This window comes from Streptomyces sp. NPDC104202 (genome assembly GCF_055584185.1).
In genome coordinates this window covers 41,944-58,964 of sequence record NZ_JBVJMN010000012.1, presented here as the reverse complement: position 1 = coordinate 58,964, position 17,021 = coordinate 41,944, and the positions used below count along the sequence as shown (strand labels likewise).

Below are 17,021 nucleotides of genomic sequence, written 5' to 3'. Positions count from 1 at the left end.
TGGAGGGGCTATGACGAAGCCATCCCTCCCCGACCTCCTCCACGCAGCCGTCTCCGCCGTCGGCGGCACGGAGCGGCCCGGCCAGGTGACCATGGCCACGGCCGTGGCCGAGGCCATCGACGACAACTCCCACCTCCTCGTCCAGGCCGGCACCGGCACCGGAAAGTCACTCGGCTATCTGGTGCCCGCCCTGGCCCAGGGGGAGCGGGTCGTGGTGGCCACGGCCACCCTGGCGCTCCAGCGCCAGCTCGTCGAGCGCGACCTTCCGCGCACGGTCGACGCGCTGCACCCGCAGCTGCGCCGCCGTCCCCAGTTCGCCATGCTCAAGGGCCGGTCGAACTACCTCTGCCTGCACCGGCTCCACGAAGGGGTCCCGCAGGAGGAGGAGGACGGCCTCTTCGACCCCTTCGAGGCGGCCGCGCCCAGCAGCAAGCTGGGGCAGGACCTGCTGCGGCTGCGGGACTGGTCCGACGAGACGGAGACCGGGGACCGGGACGACCTGACGCCCGGCGTCTCCGACAAGGCGTGGGCCCAGGTGTCGGTCTCCTCGCGGGAGTGCCTCGGCGCCAGCAAGTGCGCCTACGGTCCGGAGTGCTTCGCCGAGGCGGCGCGCGAGCGCGCCAAGCTCGCCGACGTCGTCGTCACCAACCACGCGCTGCTGGCGATCGACGCCATCGAGGGCGCCCCGGTGCTCCCGCAGCACGAGGTGCTGATCGTCGACGAGGCCCACGAGCTGGTCTCCCGGGTCACCGGCGTGGCGACCGGGGAGCTCACCCCGGGCCAGGTCAACCGGGCGGTCCGCAGGTCGGCGAAGCTGGTCGACGAGAAGGTCGCCGACCAGCTGCAGACCGCGGCCGAGGGCTTCGAGCGCGTCATGGAGCTGGCCCTGCCGGGGCGTCTGGAGGAGATCCCGGAGGACCTGGCGTACGCGCTGATGGCGCTGCGCGACGCCGCCCGTGCCGTGATCTCGGCGCTCGGCTCCACCCGCGACCGGGCCGTGCAGGACGAGGACGCGGTGCGCAAGCAGGCGATGGCCTCGGTGGAGACCGTCCACGGCGTGGCGGAGCGGATCACCCAGGGCTCGGAGTACGACGTCGTCTGGTACGAGCGGCACGACCGCTTCGGCGCGTCGCTGCGGGTCGCCCCGCTCACCGTCTCCGGCCTGCTCCGCGAGAAGCTCTTCACCGAGCGGTCCGTGGTCCTGGCCTCGGCGACGCTGAAGCTCGGCGGCGACTTCAACGGGGTGGGGGCCTCGCTCGGCCTCGCCCCGGAAGGGACCAAGGGCGATGACCTGCCCGTCTGGAAGGGCATCGACGTCGGTTCGCCGTTCGACTATCCGCGGCAGGGCATCCTCTACGTCGCCAAGCACCTGTCGCGCCCCGCGCGGGACGGGGAGCGGGGCGACATGCTCGACGAGCTCACCGAACTGATCCAGGCGGCCGGCGGCCGGACCCTCGGGCTGTTCTCCTCCATGCGCGCCGCGCAGCAGGCGGCGGAGGAACTGCGGTCCCGCATCCCGGAGCTGCCGATCCTGCTCCAGGGCGAGGACACCCTGGGCGAACTGATCAAGAACTTCGCGGCCGACCCGAAGACCTGTCTCTTCGGCACGCTGTCGCTCTGGCAGGGCGTGGACGTCCCGGGGCCCAGCTGTCAGCTGGTGGTCATGGACAAGATCCCCTTCCCGCGGCCGGACGACCCGCTGATGAGCGCGCGCCAGAAGGCCGTCGAGGAGGCCGGGGGCAACGGCTTCATGGCCGTCGCGGCGACCCATGCCGCCCTGCTGATGGCGCAGGGCGCCGGCCGTCTCGTCCGCGCCACGGGGGACCGGGGTGTGGTGGCCGTGCTCGACCCCCGGCTCGCCACGGCCCGGTACGGCAGTTATCTGAAGGCCTCGCTGCCCGACTTCTGGTACACCACGGACCGCAATCAGGTGCGGAAGTCCCTGGCGGCGATCGACGCGGCCTCGAAGGCGGCGACCGACTGACCTCTGCTGGTCCCGGGGCTCCGCACAGAGCAGGGCCCCGGGACCGGCGCAGTAGGTCCCGGGGCCCGGTCCAGAGAACCGGCGCGGTGTGTCACACCCGCCGGAGCACCGCCACGACCTTGCCGAGGATGGTGGCCTCGTCGCCGGGGATGGGCTGGTAGGCGGCGTTGTGCGGGAGGAGCCAGACGTGGCCGTCCTCGCGCTTGAAGCGCTTGACGGTGGCCTCGCCGTCGAGCATCGCGGCGACGATGTCGCCGTTCTCCGCGACGGGCTGGCGGCGGACGGTGACCCAGTCGCCGTCGCAGATGGCGGCTTCGATCATCGAGTCGCCGACGACCTTCAGGACGAAGAGCTCGCCGTCGCCGACCAGCTGCCGGGGGAGCGGGAAGACGTCCTCGACGGACTCCTCCGCCAGGATCGGGCCGCCGGCCGCGATCCGGCCGACCAGCGGGACGTACGACGCGGCGGGCTTGCCGGTGGTGTCCGTCGGCTGGGTGCTGGGCTGGTCCGAACCGCGGACCTCGTACGCCCGGGGGCGGTGGGGGTCGCGGCGGAGGAAGCCCTTGCGCTCCAGTGCCATGAGCTGGTGCGCGACCGAGGAGGTGCTGGAGAGGCCCACCGCCTGGCCGATCTCGCGCATCGACGGCGGGTAGCCGCGGCGCTGGACCGAGTCGCGGATGACTTCGATGACCCTGCGCTGCCGGTCGGTGAGACCGGAGCTGTCGGCTCGGATGCCTGGAGGTCGTCCGGGGAGGGCACGGGCGGGTCGCCCGGGCTCCTCGCCGTTCATGCCCGTGTCATTCATGGCGTGCACCGGCTCGAGTCGGCCCTGGGAGCGGTCCTGGGCGGTGATGGTGGCACTGTCTGCGGTGGTGGTCACGTCGTCGGCCCCTCTCGAATGGTCTCCCTGGCTGGCACAACGGTAGTAGCTTTCGAAAGGTTGCGCCAAACACACGTTCGAGTGAAAAATCGCAGATTGCCTTACGGCTCTACGCATAGGGGTGTATGAGCACACTCACGTCACGGCCTGAGGGGTCGCCGCGGTGGCGGCGCCGCGTCCAGCGGCCTCCGTCGCGCCTCCCAGTGTCGCATCCGCGGGGCCGGAATCCCGGCAGCGGACGGGTTGCGACACGCGCAGGGCGCGGAATCGCCCACAACCCAAGATCTAGTGGTTGGATGGCACCGGCCACCCAGGGGTTGTGGTCCCCGGTCTGCCGGGGATGCGCGCATCGCCTATGCTGGTGGTCGCTTCGAAGGGCCCCGACGGGCCGGCGAGGCTCGTCAGTCGTGCCGTGAGGGAGGGTCGGAACCATGCACTGCCCCTTCTGCAGGCACCCCGACAGCCGTGTCGTCGACAGTCGCACCACCGACGACGGGACGTCGATCCGACGCCGCCGCCAGTGCCCCGACTGCTCCCGTCGTTTCACGACGGTGGAGACGTGCTCGCTCATGGTGGTCAAGCGCTCCGGCGTCACCGAGCCCTTCAGCCGTACCAAGGTCATCTCCGGCGTCCGCAAGGCGTGCCAGGGGCGACCCGTCACCGAGGACGCCCTCGCCAAGCTCGGCCAGTGGGTCGAGGAGGCGGTGCGCGCCACCGGGAGCGCCGAGCTGACCACCCACGACGTGGGTCTGGCCATCCTCGGCCCCTTGCAGGAGCTCGACCTGGTCGCGTACCTGCGCTTCGCGTCCGTGTACAAGGCCTTCGACAGCCTCGAAGACTTCGAGGCCGCCATCGCGGAGCTCCGCGTGCGGCCTCCCGCTGAGACCAGCGGGAACGGTGTGACCCCCGAGGTCCCTGTTCCCGCCACCGCCGCCGACTAGATCGGCGGCCCGGGCCGCCCCAGGCCCGGCGACCGGCCGCCGCGCGGCCCGGCAGACGTGCCCCGAGCGACCCCCGAGGTTCTCGTGGCAGCAGTACAGAACGACGTACAGAAGACGGTGCCCTGGGAGTATCTGGGCGCCAAAGTGTGTTTTGCCCGTATATGGGAGGCGGCATGACAGAGACGGCGAGCGGCCCGGCACGTGGTTCCCGCACCAAGGGAGCCAAGTCGGCGAGCAAGGGCCTGCGCATCGAGCGCATCCACACCACCCCCGGCGTGCATCCGTACGACGAGGTGGCGTGGGAGCGTCGTGACGTCGTCATGACCAACTGGCGCGACGGCTCGATCAACTTCGAGCAGCGTGGCGTCGAGTTCCCCGACTTCTGGTCGGTGAACGCGGTCAACATCGTCACCAGCAAGTACTTCCGCGGGGCCGTCGGCACCCCGCAGCGCGAGACCGGTCTCAAGCAGCTCATCGACCGGATCGTGAAGACCTACACGAAGGCCGGCGAGGAGTACGGCTACTTCGCCTCGCCCGCCGACACCGAGATCTTCGAGCACGAGCTGGCCTACGCCCTCCTGCACCAGATCTTCAGCTTCAACTCGCCGGTCTGGTTCAACGTCGGCACCCCCCAGCCCCAGCAGGTCTCCGCCTGCTTCATCCTGTCCGTCGACGACTCCATGGAGTCGATCCTCGACTGGTACAAGGAAGAGGGCATGATCTTCAAGGGCGGCTCCGGCGCCGGCCTGAACCTCTCCCGCATCCGCTCCTCCAAGGAGCTCCTCTCCTCCGGCGGCAACGCCTCCGGCCCGGTCTCCTTCATGCGCGGCGCCGACGCCTCCGCGGGAACCATCAAGTCGGGCGGCGCGACCCGCCGCGCGGCCAAGATGGTCATCCTCGACGTCGACCACCCCGACATCGAGGACTTCATCGAGACCAAGGTGAAGGAGGAGGAGAAGATCCGCGCCCTGCGCGACGCGGGCTTCGACATGGACCTGGGCGGCGACGACATCACGTCCGTCCAGTACCAGAACGCCAACAACTCCGTCCGCGTGAACGACACGTTCATGAAGGCCGTCGAGTCCGGCGGGAAGTTCGGTCTCACCTCCCGCATGACCGGCGAGGTCATCGAGGAGGTCGACGCCAAGTCGCTCTTCCGCAAGATGGCCGAGGCCGCGTGGGCCTGTGCCGACCCGGGCATCCAGTACGACGACACGATCAACCACTGGCACACCTGCCCCGAGTCCGGCCGCATCAACGGCTCGAACCCGTGCAGCGAGTACATGCACCTGGACAACACGTCCTGCAACCTCGCCTCGCTGAACCTGATGAAGTTCCTCAAGGACGACGGCAAGGGCAACCAGTCCTTCGACGTCGAGCGCTTCGCCAAGGTCGTCGAGCTCGTCATCACCGCGATGGACATCTCCATCTGCTTCGCCGACTTCCCCACCCAGAAGATCGGCGAGAACACCCGCGCCTACCGCCAGCTCGGCATCGGCTACGCCAACCTCGGCGCCCTGCTGATGGCGACCGGCCACGCGTACGACTCCGACGGCGGCCGCGCCCTCGCCGGTGCCATCACCTCCCTGATGACCGGCACCTCGTACAAGCGCTCCGCCGAGCTCGCCGCGGTCGTCGGCGCCTACGACGGCTACGCCCGCAACGCCGAGCCGCACCAGCGCGTCATGGGCCAGCACGCCGACGAGAACACCAAGGCCGTCCGCTTCGACGACCTCGACTCGCCGATCTGGGCCGCCGCCACGGAGGCATGGCAGGACGTCATCCGCCTCGGCGCCAAGAACGGCTTCCGCAACGCGCAGGCCTCGGTCATCGCCCCGACCGGCACCATCGGTCTCGCGATGTCCTGCGACACCACCGGCCTCGAGCCCGACCTCGCCCTGGTCAAGTTCAAGAAGCTGGTCGGCGGCGGCTCGATGCAGATCGTCAACGGCACCGTCCCGCAGGCCCTGCGCCGCCTGGGTTACCAGGAGGAGCAGATCGAGGCGATCGTCGCCCACATCGCCGAGCACGGCAACGTCGTCGACGCCCCCGGCCTGAAGACCGAGCACTACGAGGTCTTCGACTGCGCCATGGGCGAGCGTTCCATCTCCGCGATGGGCCACGTCCGCATGATGGCCGCCATCCAGCCGTGGATCTCCGGCGCCCTCTCCAAGACCGTGAACCTGCCGGAGACGGCCACGGTCGAGGACGTCGAGGAGGTCTACTTCGAGGCGTGGAAGATGGGCGTCAAGGCGCTCGCGATCTACCGCGACAACTGCAAGGTCGGCCAGCCCCTCTCCGCCAAGAAGAAGGAGGAGGAGAAGGTCGAGGTCACCGCGAAGTCCGAGGCGACGATCCGCGAGGCCGTCGAGAAGGTCGTCGAGTACCGTCCGGTCCGCAAGCGCCTGCCCAAGGGCCGCCCGGGGATCACCACCTCCTTCACCGTCGGTGGCGCCGAGGGCTACATGACCGCCAACTCCTACCCGGACGACGGTCTCGGCGAGGTCTTCCTGAAGATGTCCAAGCAGGGTTCGACCCTCGCCGGCATGATGGACGCCTTCTCCATCGCCGTCTCCGTTGGTCTGCAGTACGGCGTCCCGCTGGAGACGTACGTCTCGAAGTTCACGAACATGCGCTTCGAGCCGGCCGGCATGACGGACGACCCGGACGTGCGGATGGCGCAGTCGATCGTCGACTACATCTTCCGCCGCCTGGCGCTGGACTTCCTGCCCTTCGAGACCCGCTCCGCCCTCGGCATCCACTCGGCCGAGGAGCGCCAGCGCCACCTGGACACCGGCTCGTACGAGCAGGCCGAGGAGGAGGTCGACGTCGAGGCGCTGGCCCAGTCCGCGCCCCGCGCCCAGGAGCTGAAGGCCGTCGTCACCCCGGTCCCGAAGACCGAGATCCCGGCGCCCAAGCAGGCCCACACCTCGGCCGAGCTCGTCGAGATGCAGCTCGGCATCAGCGCCGACGCCCCGCTCTGCTTCTCCTGCGGGACGAAGATGCAGCGCGCCGGCTCCTGCTACATCTGCGAGGGCTGCGGCTCGACCAGCGGTTGCAGCTGACACCCACCTGACCGGCGGCCGCGTCCACGACGCGGTCCGTCGTGAGGAGTGACCCGTGGTCCACGAAGGGGACCGGCCTCGCGCCGGTCCCCTTCGGCGTGCCCGGAGGGGGAATCCGGGTTCGGCCCGCGCCGCCCGGCCCGTACGCACGGCCGGGGACGGGCCCGGATCTTCGTGGCTTCCGCCAGTACGACGGTGCGTCAGGGGGCGGGGAGACTACCCGCCGGAGGCCGAGGCGCGCCCCGGGCGCATCCGGGGGCGCGAGCCGAGGCCGTGGAACCGACGGCGTACAGGGGAGGCCGCACGATGACGGTGCAGCAGTATGACGAGATCGGTGAGGCGTTCGAGGGCTTCAAGGCCCTGCCGGTGGTGCGGTACGGGGAGGTGCCGAGCTTCCTGGCCATGGTGGGAGACGTGCGCGGCAGGTCGGTGCTCGACCTCGCGTGCGGCACCGGCTTCTACAGCCGCGCGTTCCGCCGGCGCGGCGCCGCCGACGTGCTCGGGATCGACATCTCCGGTGAGATGGTCGCCGTGGCCCGGTCGCTGGAGGAGCGCGAACCGCTGGGTGTGCGGTACGAGGTCGGCGACGCGGCCGAACTGCGCCCCCTCGGGCGGCGCTTCGACGTCGGGGTGGCGGTGCAGCTGCTCAACTACGCCGACGACACGGCGGCCATGGAGCGCATGTGCCGCAACGCCCACCGGAACCTGGCGCCCGGCGCCGAACTCTTCCTCTTCCAGCAGTCACCCGACTACGACTTCGGCGGTCCGTCGTTGGCCAAGTACGGCTTCGTCACCGAACTGACCGGCGAGAAGGCCGAGGCGGGACCCAGGGTCCGGACCACGGCGCTGCTCGACCCGCCGGTGACGATCGTCAGCACCCTCCCCCGCCGCGAGGTCTACGAGGACTGCCTGCGGGCGGCCGGATTCAGCGAGCTGACGTGGGTCCCGCTGGAGGTGTCCGACGCCGGCCGGCAGGAGCTCGGGGCGGAGTACTGGGCGGACCTCCTCGCCAACCCGCCGCTGGAGATGCTGCGCTGCCGCGCCTGAACCCCCGCCGCACTCGGTGCCACCACCCTCCACCCGTCGACGGAGGCCGCCGGTCCGCGCGCCTGATCCCGGGGAGCGCCGGCCGTCGGCCGGCGCCCCGCCGCGAAGGGCTTCGGGGGAGGCGTCAGGGGCGCGCGGTGCCCAGCAGCGTGGCGAACTCCTGCGGGTCGGCGTCGAAGCCCCGGCTGAGCGACCGGTACGACCAGCCGGACCCCTCGCGGGTGAACTCCACGACCGTGGCCGACCGGGCGTCGGGCACGTCGGCGAAGTCGTGGTCCAGGAGGTCGTCGTAGCCCTCGCGGATCCGTATGCCCGGGTTCGCTATGCCGCCGAAGGCGACGCGCCCGCCGTTCTGCTGGATCGCCACCCCCACGACCACGCGCCCGTACTCCGGGGCCAGCCGGTCCAGCTCCAGCGTCATGGACTCGTCGTCGCCGAAGCCCTGCCCCGTACGGCTGTCGCGGTGGAGCGTGATCGTGCCGTCGGGGGAGCGGCTGCCGAAGTGCACCAGATAGACCGGCGCCCCGTGCGCGTCGGCCGCCGAGAAGACACCGGCGACGAGGTCCAGGTCGTGGGCCGGCGCACCGGCCGGAGCGGGGTCCCACCGGAGCGTGACATCGACCCGGCCCACTCCCTTGTTCAGTCCGCTCATGGTGCGTCCCCTCTTCCTGTGCGCCCCCGCGCACGCCTCGCCGCGTACCGTCCAGTCCTCGAAATGCCCTTGGTCGTGGGCTGATTGCTCATGGTGTCATGGGGCTACGACAGAGAGACCGGCGGTGGAGGGGGAGAGCGGTTTGTGGAGTGGTGACGAGCTGGATCTCGACGCATATCTGGCTCGAATCGGCTACGACGCGGCTCGCCACGGGGAACCACGTCCCGATCTGGCGACCCTGACGGCCCTTCACCGGGCCCACGTCCTGACCGTGCCGTTCGAGAACCTCGACGTCGCCCTCGGCCGGGAGGTGCCCCTGGACCTCAAGAGCCTCCAGGCCAAGCTCGTCGACCGGCGCAGGGGCGGCTACTGCTACGAGCAGAACTCCCTGCTCGCGGCGGCGCTCGAACGGATCGGTTTCAGCGTGGCCGGCCGCGGGGCCCGCAACCGCTCGCGGGGCCCTGACCTGACCCCGGTCACGCACGCGCTGCTGGTCGTCACCGTGGAGGCCGAGCCATGGCTCGCCGACGTGGGGTTCGGCTGGCAGGGGCCCCTCGAACCGGTGCCGCTGCGCGACGGCGCACGCGTCCGGCAGGACGGCTGGACGTTCGGGATCGGCGTCGAGGACGAGGGGGTCCACGTCCTGCGCGCGCTGCGCCCCGAGGGCTGGGCCGACCTGTACGCGTTCGCGCCGCAGGCCTACCACCCCGGCGACTTCACCGTCCTGAACCACTACAGCTCCTCGCACCCCCGGTCGCGCTTCCTCGGCCAGGTCGTGGCCCAGCGGCCCGGGACGGACGCCCGCAGGGCCCTGGTGCGCGACACCCTCTCGACCGTGCGGCCGGACGGCACCGCCGAGGAGCGGGTGGTGACCACGGACGACTTGATCACCACCCTGGAGAAGGATTTCGGGATCGAACTGGACGCCGGGGAGCGCGCGGGACTGGAGCGTCTGCACCCGTCCAGGCCCTGAGAGGGTCTGCCGGGGCGGTCGTCCGCGCCGTACCATGGCGCGGTGCTGGTCAAGTGGATTCGCTGCACCGTGGTGGACCGTCGAGGGTTCGAGCGGGGACAGCGGAAATGGGCGGGGCTGCTCGGTGAGCCGGGGTTCCGGGGGCAGGGAGGCGGGTGGAGCCGGGCTCGACCGGACGTCGTCCACGTCTTCGCGTTCTGGGAGAGCCGGGCCTTCTACGACTCCTTCATGGCGCGGTCGCACGACCGGCTGGCCGCCTCGCAGGCCGGCACGTTCAAGGACGTCCAGGTCAAGCTGTTCGACCACCGCTTCGACGTGAAGACGGGGTTCGAGCCGCGCTTCCACGACGCCGACGTGGCCCGCGTGGCCCACTGCCGTGTCCACGAGGACCGTGCCGAGCACTTCGCCCTCATGCAGGAGAAGGTGTGGAACCCGGCGATGGCCGGATCCCCCGGCATGCTGCGGGGCCTCTTCGGCGAGGCGCCCGGCAGCGAGTTCCTGGTCTTCTCCCTCTGGCACTCCGCCGCCGAGCACGGCAAGTACCGCGCCGAACGCATCGAGCGGCTCGGCCTGCGGGCCCGCACGGCGGCCGACGTGGCGGCGCTCTCCGGTGACGTGGTGCAGCTCGAACCCGCCTGGACGGTCTGAGGCCGAGGCCGCGGCCGGCGTGATCCTGGACGCCGGGCGGCCTGATCCTGGGGGCGGCACCCCGCCGGGACCGGGCCGGCGACGGGTTCGACCCCGGGACGCCGGCCCCGTTCGACCCAGGGCCGGCGCCTCGCCGGGACCGGGCCGGCGGCCGGCCGGGCCCGGGGCGCCGGAGGCTCCCGTACACCGTATGGAGTCCGGGGCGCGGGCCCGGCCGAGCCCGCCCGGGGCCCGCGATCTAGGGTCGGGGTATGGCACGACCGCGGCGCATCGTCCTCGTCCGACACGGAGAGTCCGAGGGCAATGCCGACGACACGGTGTACGAACGGGAGCCGGACCATGCGCTGCGGCTCACCGAGACGGGTCTGCGGCAGGCGGAGGAGACGGGGGAGCGGCTCCGGAAGCTCTTCGGCGACGAGCCGGTCAGCGTCTACGTCTCGCCGTACCGCCGCACCCACGAGACCCTCCGGGCCTTCCGGCTGCCCCCGGGGCAGGTCCGCGTGCGGGAGGAGCCCCGGCTGCGGGAGCAGGACTGGGGCAACTGGCAGGAGCGCGAGGACGTGCGGCTGCAGAAGGCGTACCGGGACGCGTACGGGCACTTCTTCTACCGCTTCGCGCAGGGCGAGTCGGGCGCGGACGTCTACGACCGCGTCGGGGCGTTCCTGGAGAGCCTGTACCGCAGCTTCGAGGCGCCCGACCATCCGCCGAACGTCCTGCTCGTCACCCACGGGCTGACGATGCGGCTGTTCTGCATGCGCTGGTTCCACTGGACGGTCGCCGACTTCGAGTCGCTGTCGAACCCCGGCAACGCCGAGACCCGCACCCTGCTGCTCGGCGAGGACGGCAGGTACCGGCTGGACCGGCCGTTCGAGCGCTGGCGTACCCCGGAACCGTACGGCCACACCGGATAGAGTGGCAGGGCGATGACCGCTGACTCCTCACTCGACCGGCGCTTCGAACGCGCCCTGGCCAGCCTGCGCGGGCTGTCCGTGGGAGACGCCCTGGGCTCCCAGTTCTTCGTACCCGCCCACTACCCCCTGCTGAAGCGGCGCGAGCTGCCTCCCGGCCCCTGGCAGTGGACCGACGACACCGAGATGGCCTGCTCCGTCCTGGCCGTGCTCGTGCACCACGACAGGATCGACCAGGACGCCCTGGCCCTGTCCTTCGCCCACCACCACGACTTCGACCGCGGCTACGGCCCGGCCGTCAACCGGATGCTCCGGCTCATCAGGGAGGGCGGGGACTGGCGGGAGCTGGCGGCCGCCCTGTTCAAGGGCCAGGGCTCCTGGGGCAACGGCGCCGCCATGCGGATCGCCCCGCTCGGCGCCTGGTACGCGGACGACCCCGAGCAGGCGACCCACCAGGCGGAGATCTCCGCGTACACGACGCACCAGCACCGGGAGGCGGTCGTCGGCGCCATGGCCGTCGCCGCCGCGGCGGCCCTCGCCGCCGACCCCGCCGGACCGCCCACGCCCGAGGCCCTGCTCGACGGCGTCATCGCGCTCGTCCCGCGCAGTGCCGTGGGAGCGGGACTGCGGCGGGCCCGCGACATGCTCGACTACGGCGACGCGGGTACGGTCGCCGCCGTGCTCGGCAGCGGCCGCCGCACGAGCGCCCACGACACGGTGCCGTTCGCCCTCTGGTCGGCGGCCCGGGGGCTCGGCGACTTCGAACGGGTGTTCTGGACGACCGCGCAGGTCGGCGGCGACGTCGACACGACCTGTGCCATCGCCGGGGGAGTGGTGGCCGCCACCGCGGCGGGCGCTCCGCCGGCCGACTGGCTGCGGCAGACCGAGGAGCTCCCGGAGTGGGTTCCGGACGCCGCCACCGCCTGACCCCGACCGGCCTGGCCCTGACTCTGACAGCCTGGTGACCCAGGCCGTCTGCGGCGATCGTCCGAGGCGGCCGTGCGGGTCCGTCGGACGTACGCAAGGCGCACGACGAGGTCCCTCGCACCCTGCCCGGGGTGCGAGGGACCTCGTCGTCGAGCGGCCCGTCTCCGCTCCCGTCGTCGAGCGGCCGACCCGACGGTCGTACCGCCGCCCGACGGCCGAGTGCGGCGGCAGGGCCGTCGGCGGCCGCTCAGGCCACCGGTCCCGCCGCCTCCGCGCGGCCGCTGAGGGCCTCCAGGTCGCTCTTGCGGACACGGATCACCAGCACCGCCGTGACCAGCGCGATCAGCGCCATCACCGCGGCCGCCATGAAGGCGGAGGCGATGCCCGAGGTCAGCACCTCATGGCCCCAGGGCGCGGGCAACTCCTTGGTCTTCGCGAACGCGGCCTTCTGCTCGGGCGTCGACGCGGCGAGGAATTCCGGCACCTGGCGGGCGCCCTCCTCCCGGCTCGCCGTGCCGAAGACCGTGACGAGGATGGACAGGCCGAGCGAGCCGCCGACCTGCTGGGTGGCGTTGAGCAGGCCGGACGCGGCTCCCGCCTCGTGCTGGGCCACCCCCGAGACCGCCGTCAGCGTCAGGGTCACGAAGTTGAGGCCCATGCCGAAGCCGAAGAGGAGCATCGGGCCGAGGACGCCGTCCGCGTAGGTGCTCTCCGGCGTGATGAACATCTGCCAGAACAGACCGGCGGCCGTGATCGCCGAGCCGGCCACCATGAACGGCTTCGGGCCGAGGGCCGGGAGGAAGCGCTGCGCGAGTCCGGCGCCGAGGGCGATCGCCACCGTCACCGGAAGGAAGGCGAGCCCGGACTGGATCGGGGTGTAGCCGAGGACGTCCTGCACCCACAGCACGATGAAGAAGAACATGCCGAACATCGCGGCGGCCAGGCTGAGCATGATCACGTACGTGCCCGAGCGGTTGCGGTCCGCGAACATCCTGAGCGGCGTGATCGGCTCCCGCGCCCGCGACTCCACGAGCGCGAAGGCCACGAGCAGGACCACCGCGGCCACGAAGGAGCCGATCGTCACCTCGTCCTTCCAGCCCTCCTCGGACGCCCGGATGAACCCGTACACCAGCGCCGCCATGCCCAGCGTCGAGGTCGCGGCGCCCGCGATGTCGAAGCGGCCCGGGTGGCGCTCGGACTCCGCGATGTAGCGCGGGGTGAGGAAGGCGATCGCCAGGCCGATGGGCACGTTGACGAACAGGACCCAGCGCCAGTCGAGCCACTCGGTCAGCATGCCGCCGGCCAGCAGACCGACGGCGCCGCCTCCCGCGGAGACGGCGGCGAACACGCCGAACGCCCGGTTGCGCTCCGGGCCTTCGGCGAACGTCGTGGTGATGAGCGCGAGCGAGGTGGGCGAGGCGATGGCGCCTCCCACCCCCTGGAGCGCCCGCGCGGCGAGCAGCTGCCAGGGCTCCTGGGCGAAACCGCCGAGCAGCGAGGCGAAGGTGAAGAGCAGGATGCCGGCGAGGAACACCCGGCGGCGGCCCAGGATGTCGCCCGCGCGGCCGCCGAGCAGCAGCAGGCCGCCGAAGGTGAGGGTGTAGGCGCTGAGCACCCACGACAGGTCGGTGGTGGAGAAGGAGAGCGCGTCCTGGATGTGCGGCAGGGCGATGTTCACGATGGTCGCGTCGAGGACGACCATCAGCTGGCAGGCGGCGATCACGGCGAGCGCGACGCCCGGACGGCCCCCGGCGCGAGCGGGTCCGTCCTTGGTCTGGGTGTCCAGCGGAGAAGTTGTCACTATGGATCCCCCACGGAAGAATGAGTGAACGCACCCGTTCACTGTCCGCCCACGGTAGTGAGTCCCCCACAGCGAACGCAACCGTTCACTGTGCGCTGCCGACGATCCGCAACGCCACAACGGAGAGATCCTGATGGTTACTTCGCACCCCGCGGCCGCCGCCCGGCCGGGAGGGGCGTCGCCGCGACGCCGCGGTCCCGTGCTCGAACGGGCCATTCTGGAGGCGACGCTCGACCAGCTCGGCAGCGTCGGCTGGAAGGGCCTGACGATGGAGGGCGTCGCGGTCGGCGCGCAGACCGGCAAGGCCGCGGTCTACCGCCGCTGGCCCTCGAAGGAGGACCTCGTCGTCGAAGCCCTCCGGGCCGGACTGCCCACCCTCGACGACGCCCCGGACCGCGGCGGCGTGCGCGAGGACCTCTACGAACTCTGCCTCCGGGTCCGCGACGCCATGTACTCCAAGCCCGGCTTCGCGCTGCGCGCCGTGCTTCACGAATGCGACGCCGACTCCGCGGAGCGCTTTCACGAGCTGATCGTCACCGGAGTCGTCGAACCCTCCGTCCGACTCTTCACGACCGTGCTGCGGCGCGGAATCGCGCGGGGCGAGGTGCGGCCCGACGCGGTCGACGGCATGGTCCTCGACGTGATCCCCGCGATGATGATGTACCGCTCCAAGGTGTACGGAAGCGAATGGCCGGACCAGGAGATCGCCGACGTGATCGACCGGATCATGGTGCCGCTGGTGCGCGCCTGACGTGTGCGTGGCCGCCCGGAACCGTCCCCCCGGGCCGCCCGCGAGGGACGGTCGACCGCCCTCCAGGCGCCCGTCCCGAAGGCCTCCCGGGCGTCCAGGGGTAATCCGGGTATCGCACGCGGCACCGGGCGGCGTAACCTGACAGGCGCCATGCCGTACGAACCTCCCACCCACACTGTCGAGCGATCGCTCCGCGCTACCAGCGGCGCCAAGATCGTCGCCGGAGTCGACGAAGTCGGGCGCGGGGCGTGGGCCGGCCCCGTCACGGTGTGCGCGGCCGTCACCGGTCTGCGTCGCGCCCCCGAAGGCCTCACCGACTCCAAGCTCCTCACCCCCAGACGCCGTACCGCGCTCGCCGCCGAACTGGAGCAGTGGGTCACGGCGTACGCGCTGGGCGACGCCTCTCCCCAGGAGATCGACGACCTCGGGATGACCGCCGCCCTCCGCCTCGCGGCCGTCCGGGCGCTCGAAGGACTCCCCGTCCGCCCGGACGCGGTGATCCTCGACGGCAAGCACGACTACCTCGGCAGCCCCTGGCGGGTCCGTACGGTGATCAAGGGCGACCAGTCCTGCATCGCCGTCGCCGCCGCCTCCGTCATCGCCAAGGTCCGGCGCGACACCGTCATGGCGGAACTGGAGGCCGAGGCCTACGCGGCCTACGGCTTCGACGCCAACGCGGGCTACCCTTCCCCGGTCCACAAGGCGGCGCTCGAAGAGCTGGGGCCCACCCCGCACCACCGACTCTCCTGGTCGTACCTGGACGCGCTGCCCCAGTGGCGACACCTCAAGAAGGTCCGCCTCTCGGCAGAGGCGGCCGCGCTGGAGAGCGGGGGCCAACTCGGCTTCGACTTCTGATCTTCCGGTCGCGGGGACCCGTCGCAGGGCGGCCCCTCACGCGCCCGGGGTGCACATGCGTGCCCACCCGCCGGTGCTCCGCGCAGCGGTGTTCGACCTCCATCCACCCCTTCCTTCCGAGGAGCCTCAGATTCACGAGAGCGCCCAGGGTCCCCGCGCCTCCGCGGCCGCCGGCCGCCCCGCGTCGACCCCTCGTCCCGTACCCGGCCCGCGTTCCGCGGCCACTCCGCGTCCCGGACGCCCTGGCCCCGGCCCCGCCGGTGCCGCGGCCCCGGCGCCGCGCCCCGGTCCCGCTCCGGCCAAGCGGCCGGAGAATCGTTCCGACCAGCGATCCACCCCGCAGCTTCAGCTGATCCCGGCCCCTGCCGACGGCGCGCTCGACGCCGCCGAAGAGGCCCTGGACATGCTCCTGGAGAGCGGCCGGGCCCCCGGCGAGGTCCTGGTGCTCACCACCGGCGACCAGCACCCGTGGGCGGCGCACGAGCTGTCCTTCGGCGAGGACGCCTACTGGGCCCAGCAGGACTCCGGCAGCGACGTGTTCTTCGCGGACGCCTCCGCCGTGGAGCGGGCCACCGCCCGCCCCGTGGTGATCGTCGCCCTCAACGGCGGTGACGACGAGACGGCCGCCCGTGCGCTGCCCTCGGCGATGCAGCGCGCCGGCGTGCTGCTCGTCGTCTGCGGCGACGCGCAGCGCGTCACCGCGCTCCTCGGAGCGGGCGCCGGCGTCTGACCGGCGCGTCCTTCGCCGTGCCGGACCGGGGCGGACCTCCCCGGCGGGAGAGTCCGGCGACCGACCGACCGACCGACCGACCGACCGGATCAGGTCAGACCGGATCGGGTCAGGCCGGATCTGGTCCGACCAGTTCGGGTCCGACCGGTTCGGGTCCGACCGGATCCGGCCCGGCGAAGGCCGTCGTGCCGTCCGCGTGCTCAGCGCGCGGCGGCCCGGCGCAGCGGTTCGGTCGCCCCGCTCGCGGTCCGCGGGGTGAGCAGGCCCAGTTCGGCCGGCCCCTCGCCCAGCGGCAGCGGAGCCGAGTCGGAACTCGGGCGTCGGCCGCCCCGGCCCTCGCCGAGCACCTGCCAGCCGCCGCGGGTCAGCGTGATGTACGCGCCGCAGCGGAGCCCGTGGAGGGTGCAGGCGTCCCGGAGCCCCCACATCCAGGCGCCGTCCTCCTCCGTCCAGCGCTCGTCGCCCTCGCGGCAGTACAGCAGGACGGCCGTCCGGACCGGGGTCCGTCTGCGGAGGTCGTGCGGGATGACCCGCCGCAGATGCGCCAGCAGCGCGTTGCGGAACTCCCAGCCGTCTGCGGGGACGGAGCGCCGGACGAACGAGGCGCTGGCGGCGAGCCGTTCCTCGTGGTCCAGGATCGCCAGGACCGCCGTCGCGGGTCGGGGCGCGTGACGGGAGTGCAGGCCGCTGACGACCTCACGCGGGTTGCGCAGCAAGGGGATTCCGGCCGCGGCCCACTCGGCGGGTTCGAGTATCCGAGCGAGGCGGCTGGCGGATTCGGACGGCGATCTGAGCGAGGTGGCTGTGGGCGGAGCGAATCCGAGGGTCACGGTCCTCCCTTCGGATACGCGCCCGCTAG

At 72.0% G+C, this 17,021-nt stretch carries 15 protein-coding genes; 11 read left to right on the top strand and 4 right to left on the bottom strand.

The window, feature by feature from the left end; genetic code table 11:
* The first annotated feature begins 10 nt into the window (after window positions 1-10).
* Window positions 11-1,984 carry an ATP-dependent DNA helicase gene (locus ACZ60W_RS11200; protein ID WP_469755076.1) on the top strand — a complete coding sequence of 658 codons (1,974 nt, stop codon included), beginning with the start codon at window positions 11-13 and terminating at the stop codon, window positions 1,982-1,984.
* Between the two features lie 91 nt (window positions 1,985-2,075).
* On the opposite strand, the gene lexA is transcribed toward ACZ60W_RS11200, so the two are convergent.
* Window positions 2,076-2,864 carry a transcriptional repressor LexA gene (gene lexA / locus ACZ60W_RS11195; protein ID WP_469755075.1) on the bottom strand — a complete coding sequence of 263 codons (789 nt, stop codon included), beginning with the start codon at window positions 2,862-2,864 and terminating at the stop codon, window positions 2,076-2,078.
* A gap of 431 nt (window positions 2,865-3,295) precedes the next feature.
* Here lexA and nrdR point away from each other — a divergent pair, with 431 nt between their 5' ends.
* From nrdR to ACZ60W_RS11180, 3 genes are all read left to right on the top strand, one after another.
* The gene (gene nrdR, locus ACZ60W_RS11190; protein ID WP_469755074.1) at window positions 3,296-3,805 is read left to right on the top strand and encodes a transcriptional regulator NrdR; all 510 of its coding nucleotides are present in this window, start codon (window positions 3,296-3,298) and stop codon (window positions 3,803-3,805) included.
* 173 nt (window positions 3,806-3,978) lie between these two features.
* Entirely contained in the window at window positions 3,979-6,870 is a 2,892-nt protein-coding gene (locus ACZ60W_RS11185; protein WP_469755073.1) for a vitamin B12-dependent ribonucleotide reductase, read from the top strand.
* Window positions 6,871-7,176: 306 nt separating this feature from the next.
* A complete protein-coding gene (locus ACZ60W_RS11180; RefSeq protein ID WP_469755072.1) occupies window positions 7,177-7,917 on the top strand; it encodes a class I SAM-dependent methyltransferase in 741 nt (246 codons plus the stop codon).
* 124 nt (window positions 7,918-8,041) lie between these two features.
* On the opposite strand, the gene ACZ60W_RS11175 is transcribed toward ACZ60W_RS11180, so the two are convergent.
* A complete protein-coding gene (locus tag ACZ60W_RS11175; RefSeq protein WP_469755071.1) occupies window positions 8,042-8,569 on the bottom strand; it encodes a TerD family protein in 528 nt (175 codons plus the stop codon).
* A gap of 124 nt (window positions 8,570-8,693) precedes the next feature.
* Here ACZ60W_RS11175 and ACZ60W_RS11170 point away from each other — a divergent pair, with 124 nt between their 5' ends.
* The 4 genes from ACZ60W_RS11170 to ACZ60W_RS11155 all read left to right on the top strand — a co-directional run bounded on the left by ACZ60W_RS11170 (window position 8,694) and on the right by ACZ60W_RS11155 (window position 12,025).
* Entirely contained in the window at window positions 8,694-9,542 is an 849-nt protein-coding gene (locus ACZ60W_RS11170) for an arylamine N-acetyltransferase family protein (protein WP_469755070.1), read from the top strand.
* A 42-nt stretch (window positions 9,543-9,584) separates the two neighbouring features.
* The gene (locus tag ACZ60W_RS11165) at window positions 9,585-10,190 is read left to right on the top strand and encodes a YdbC family protein (protein ID WP_469755069.1); all 606 of its coding nucleotides are present in this window, start codon (window positions 9,585-9,587) and stop codon (window positions 10,188-10,190) included.
* 251 nt (window positions 10,191-10,441) lie between these two features.
* On the top strand, window positions 10,442-11,101 hold the full coding sequence (locus tag ACZ60W_RS11160; RefSeq protein ID WP_469755068.1) for a histidine phosphatase family protein: 660 nt from the start codon (window positions 10,442-10,444) through the stop codon (window positions 11,099-11,101).
* 12 nt (window positions 11,102-11,113) lie between these two features.
* Window positions 11,114-12,025, top strand: coding sequence for an ADP-ribosylglycohydrolase family protein (locus tag ACZ60W_RS11155; RefSeq protein WP_469755067.1), 912 nt, complete (start codon window positions 11,114-11,116; stop codon window positions 12,023-12,025).
* A gap of 247 nt (window positions 12,026-12,272) precedes the next feature.
* On the opposite strand, the gene ACZ60W_RS11150 is transcribed toward ACZ60W_RS11155, so the two are convergent.
* A complete protein-coding gene (locus tag ACZ60W_RS11150) occupies window positions 12,273-13,826 on the bottom strand; it encodes an MFS transporter (RefSeq protein ID WP_469755066.1) in 1,554 nt (517 codons plus the stop codon).
* Between the two features lie 133 nt (window positions 13,827-13,959).
* Here ACZ60W_RS11150 and ACZ60W_RS11145 point away from each other — a divergent pair, with 133 nt between their 5' ends.
* From ACZ60W_RS11145 to ACZ60W_RS11135, 3 genes are all read left to right on the top strand, one after another.
* The gene (locus ACZ60W_RS11145) at window positions 13,960-14,577 is read left to right on the top strand and encodes a TetR/AcrR family transcriptional regulator (protein WP_469755065.1); all 618 of its coding nucleotides are present in this window, start codon (window positions 13,960-13,962) and stop codon (window positions 14,575-14,577) included.
* Between the two features lie 150 nt (window positions 14,578-14,727).
* A complete protein-coding gene (locus tag ACZ60W_RS11140; RefSeq protein WP_469755064.1) occupies window positions 14,728-15,432 on the top strand; it encodes a ribonuclease HII in 705 nt (234 codons plus the stop codon).
* Between the two features lie 55 nt (window positions 15,433-15,487).
* Entirely contained in the window at window positions 15,488-16,162 is a 675-nt protein-coding gene (locus ACZ60W_RS11135; protein WP_469755063.1) for a hypothetical protein, read from the top strand.
* A gap of 200 nt (window positions 16,163-16,362) precedes the next feature.
* Here the strand turns inward: ACZ60W_RS11135 and ACZ60W_RS11130 are convergent, their stop codons facing one another.
* Window positions 16,363-16,992, bottom strand: a complete 630-nt coding sequence (locus ACZ60W_RS11130; protein ID WP_469755062.1) for a hypothetical protein — start codon at window positions 16,990-16,992, stop codon at window positions 16,363-16,365.
* Window positions 16,993-17,021: the final 29 nt, after the last annotated feature.

What these genes read in the sequence shown, in the direction of transcription:
- ACZ60W_RS11175 (WP_469755071.1), bottom strand. Translation starts at nt 8,569, where the DNA reads ATGAGCGGACTGAACAAGGGAGTGGGCCGGGTCGATGTCACGCTCCGG.
- ACZ60W_RS11145 (WP_469755065.1), top strand. Translation starts at nt 13,960, where the DNA reads ATGGTTACTTCGCACCCCGCGGCCGCCGCCCGGCCGGGAGGGGCGTCG.
- nrdR (WP_469755074.1), top strand. Translation starts at nt 3,296, where the DNA reads ATGCACTGCCCCTTCTGCAGGCACCCCGACAGCCGTGTCGTCGACAGT.
- ACZ60W_RS11135 (WP_469755063.1), top strand. Translation starts at nt 15,488, where the DNA reads ATGCGTGCCCACCCGCCGGTGCTCCGCGCAGCGGTGTTCGACCTCCAT.
- ACZ60W_RS11155 (WP_469755067.1), top strand. Translation starts at nt 11,114, where the DNA reads ATGACCGCTGACTCCTCACTCGACCGGCGCTTCGAACGCGCCCTGGCC.
- ACZ60W_RS11140 (WP_469755064.1), top strand. Translation starts at nt 14,728, where the DNA reads ATGCCGTACGAACCTCCCACCCACACTGTCGAGCGATCGCTCCGCGCT.
- ACZ60W_RS11180 (WP_469755072.1), top strand. Translation starts at nt 7,177, where the DNA reads ATGACGGTGCAGCAGTATGACGAGATCGGTGAGGCGTTCGAGGGCTTC.
- ACZ60W_RS11160 (WP_469755068.1), top strand. Translation starts at nt 10,442, where the DNA reads ATGGCACGACCGCGGCGCATCGTCCTCGTCCGACACGGAGAGTCCGAG.
- ACZ60W_RS11185 (WP_469755073.1), top strand. Translation starts at nt 3,979, where the DNA reads ATGACAGAGACGGCGAGCGGCCCGGCACGTGGTTCCCGCACCAAGGGA.
- ACZ60W_RS11200 (WP_469755076.1), top strand. Translation starts at nt 11, where the DNA reads ATGACGAAGCCATCCCTCCCCGACCTCCTCCACGCAGCCGTCTCCGCC.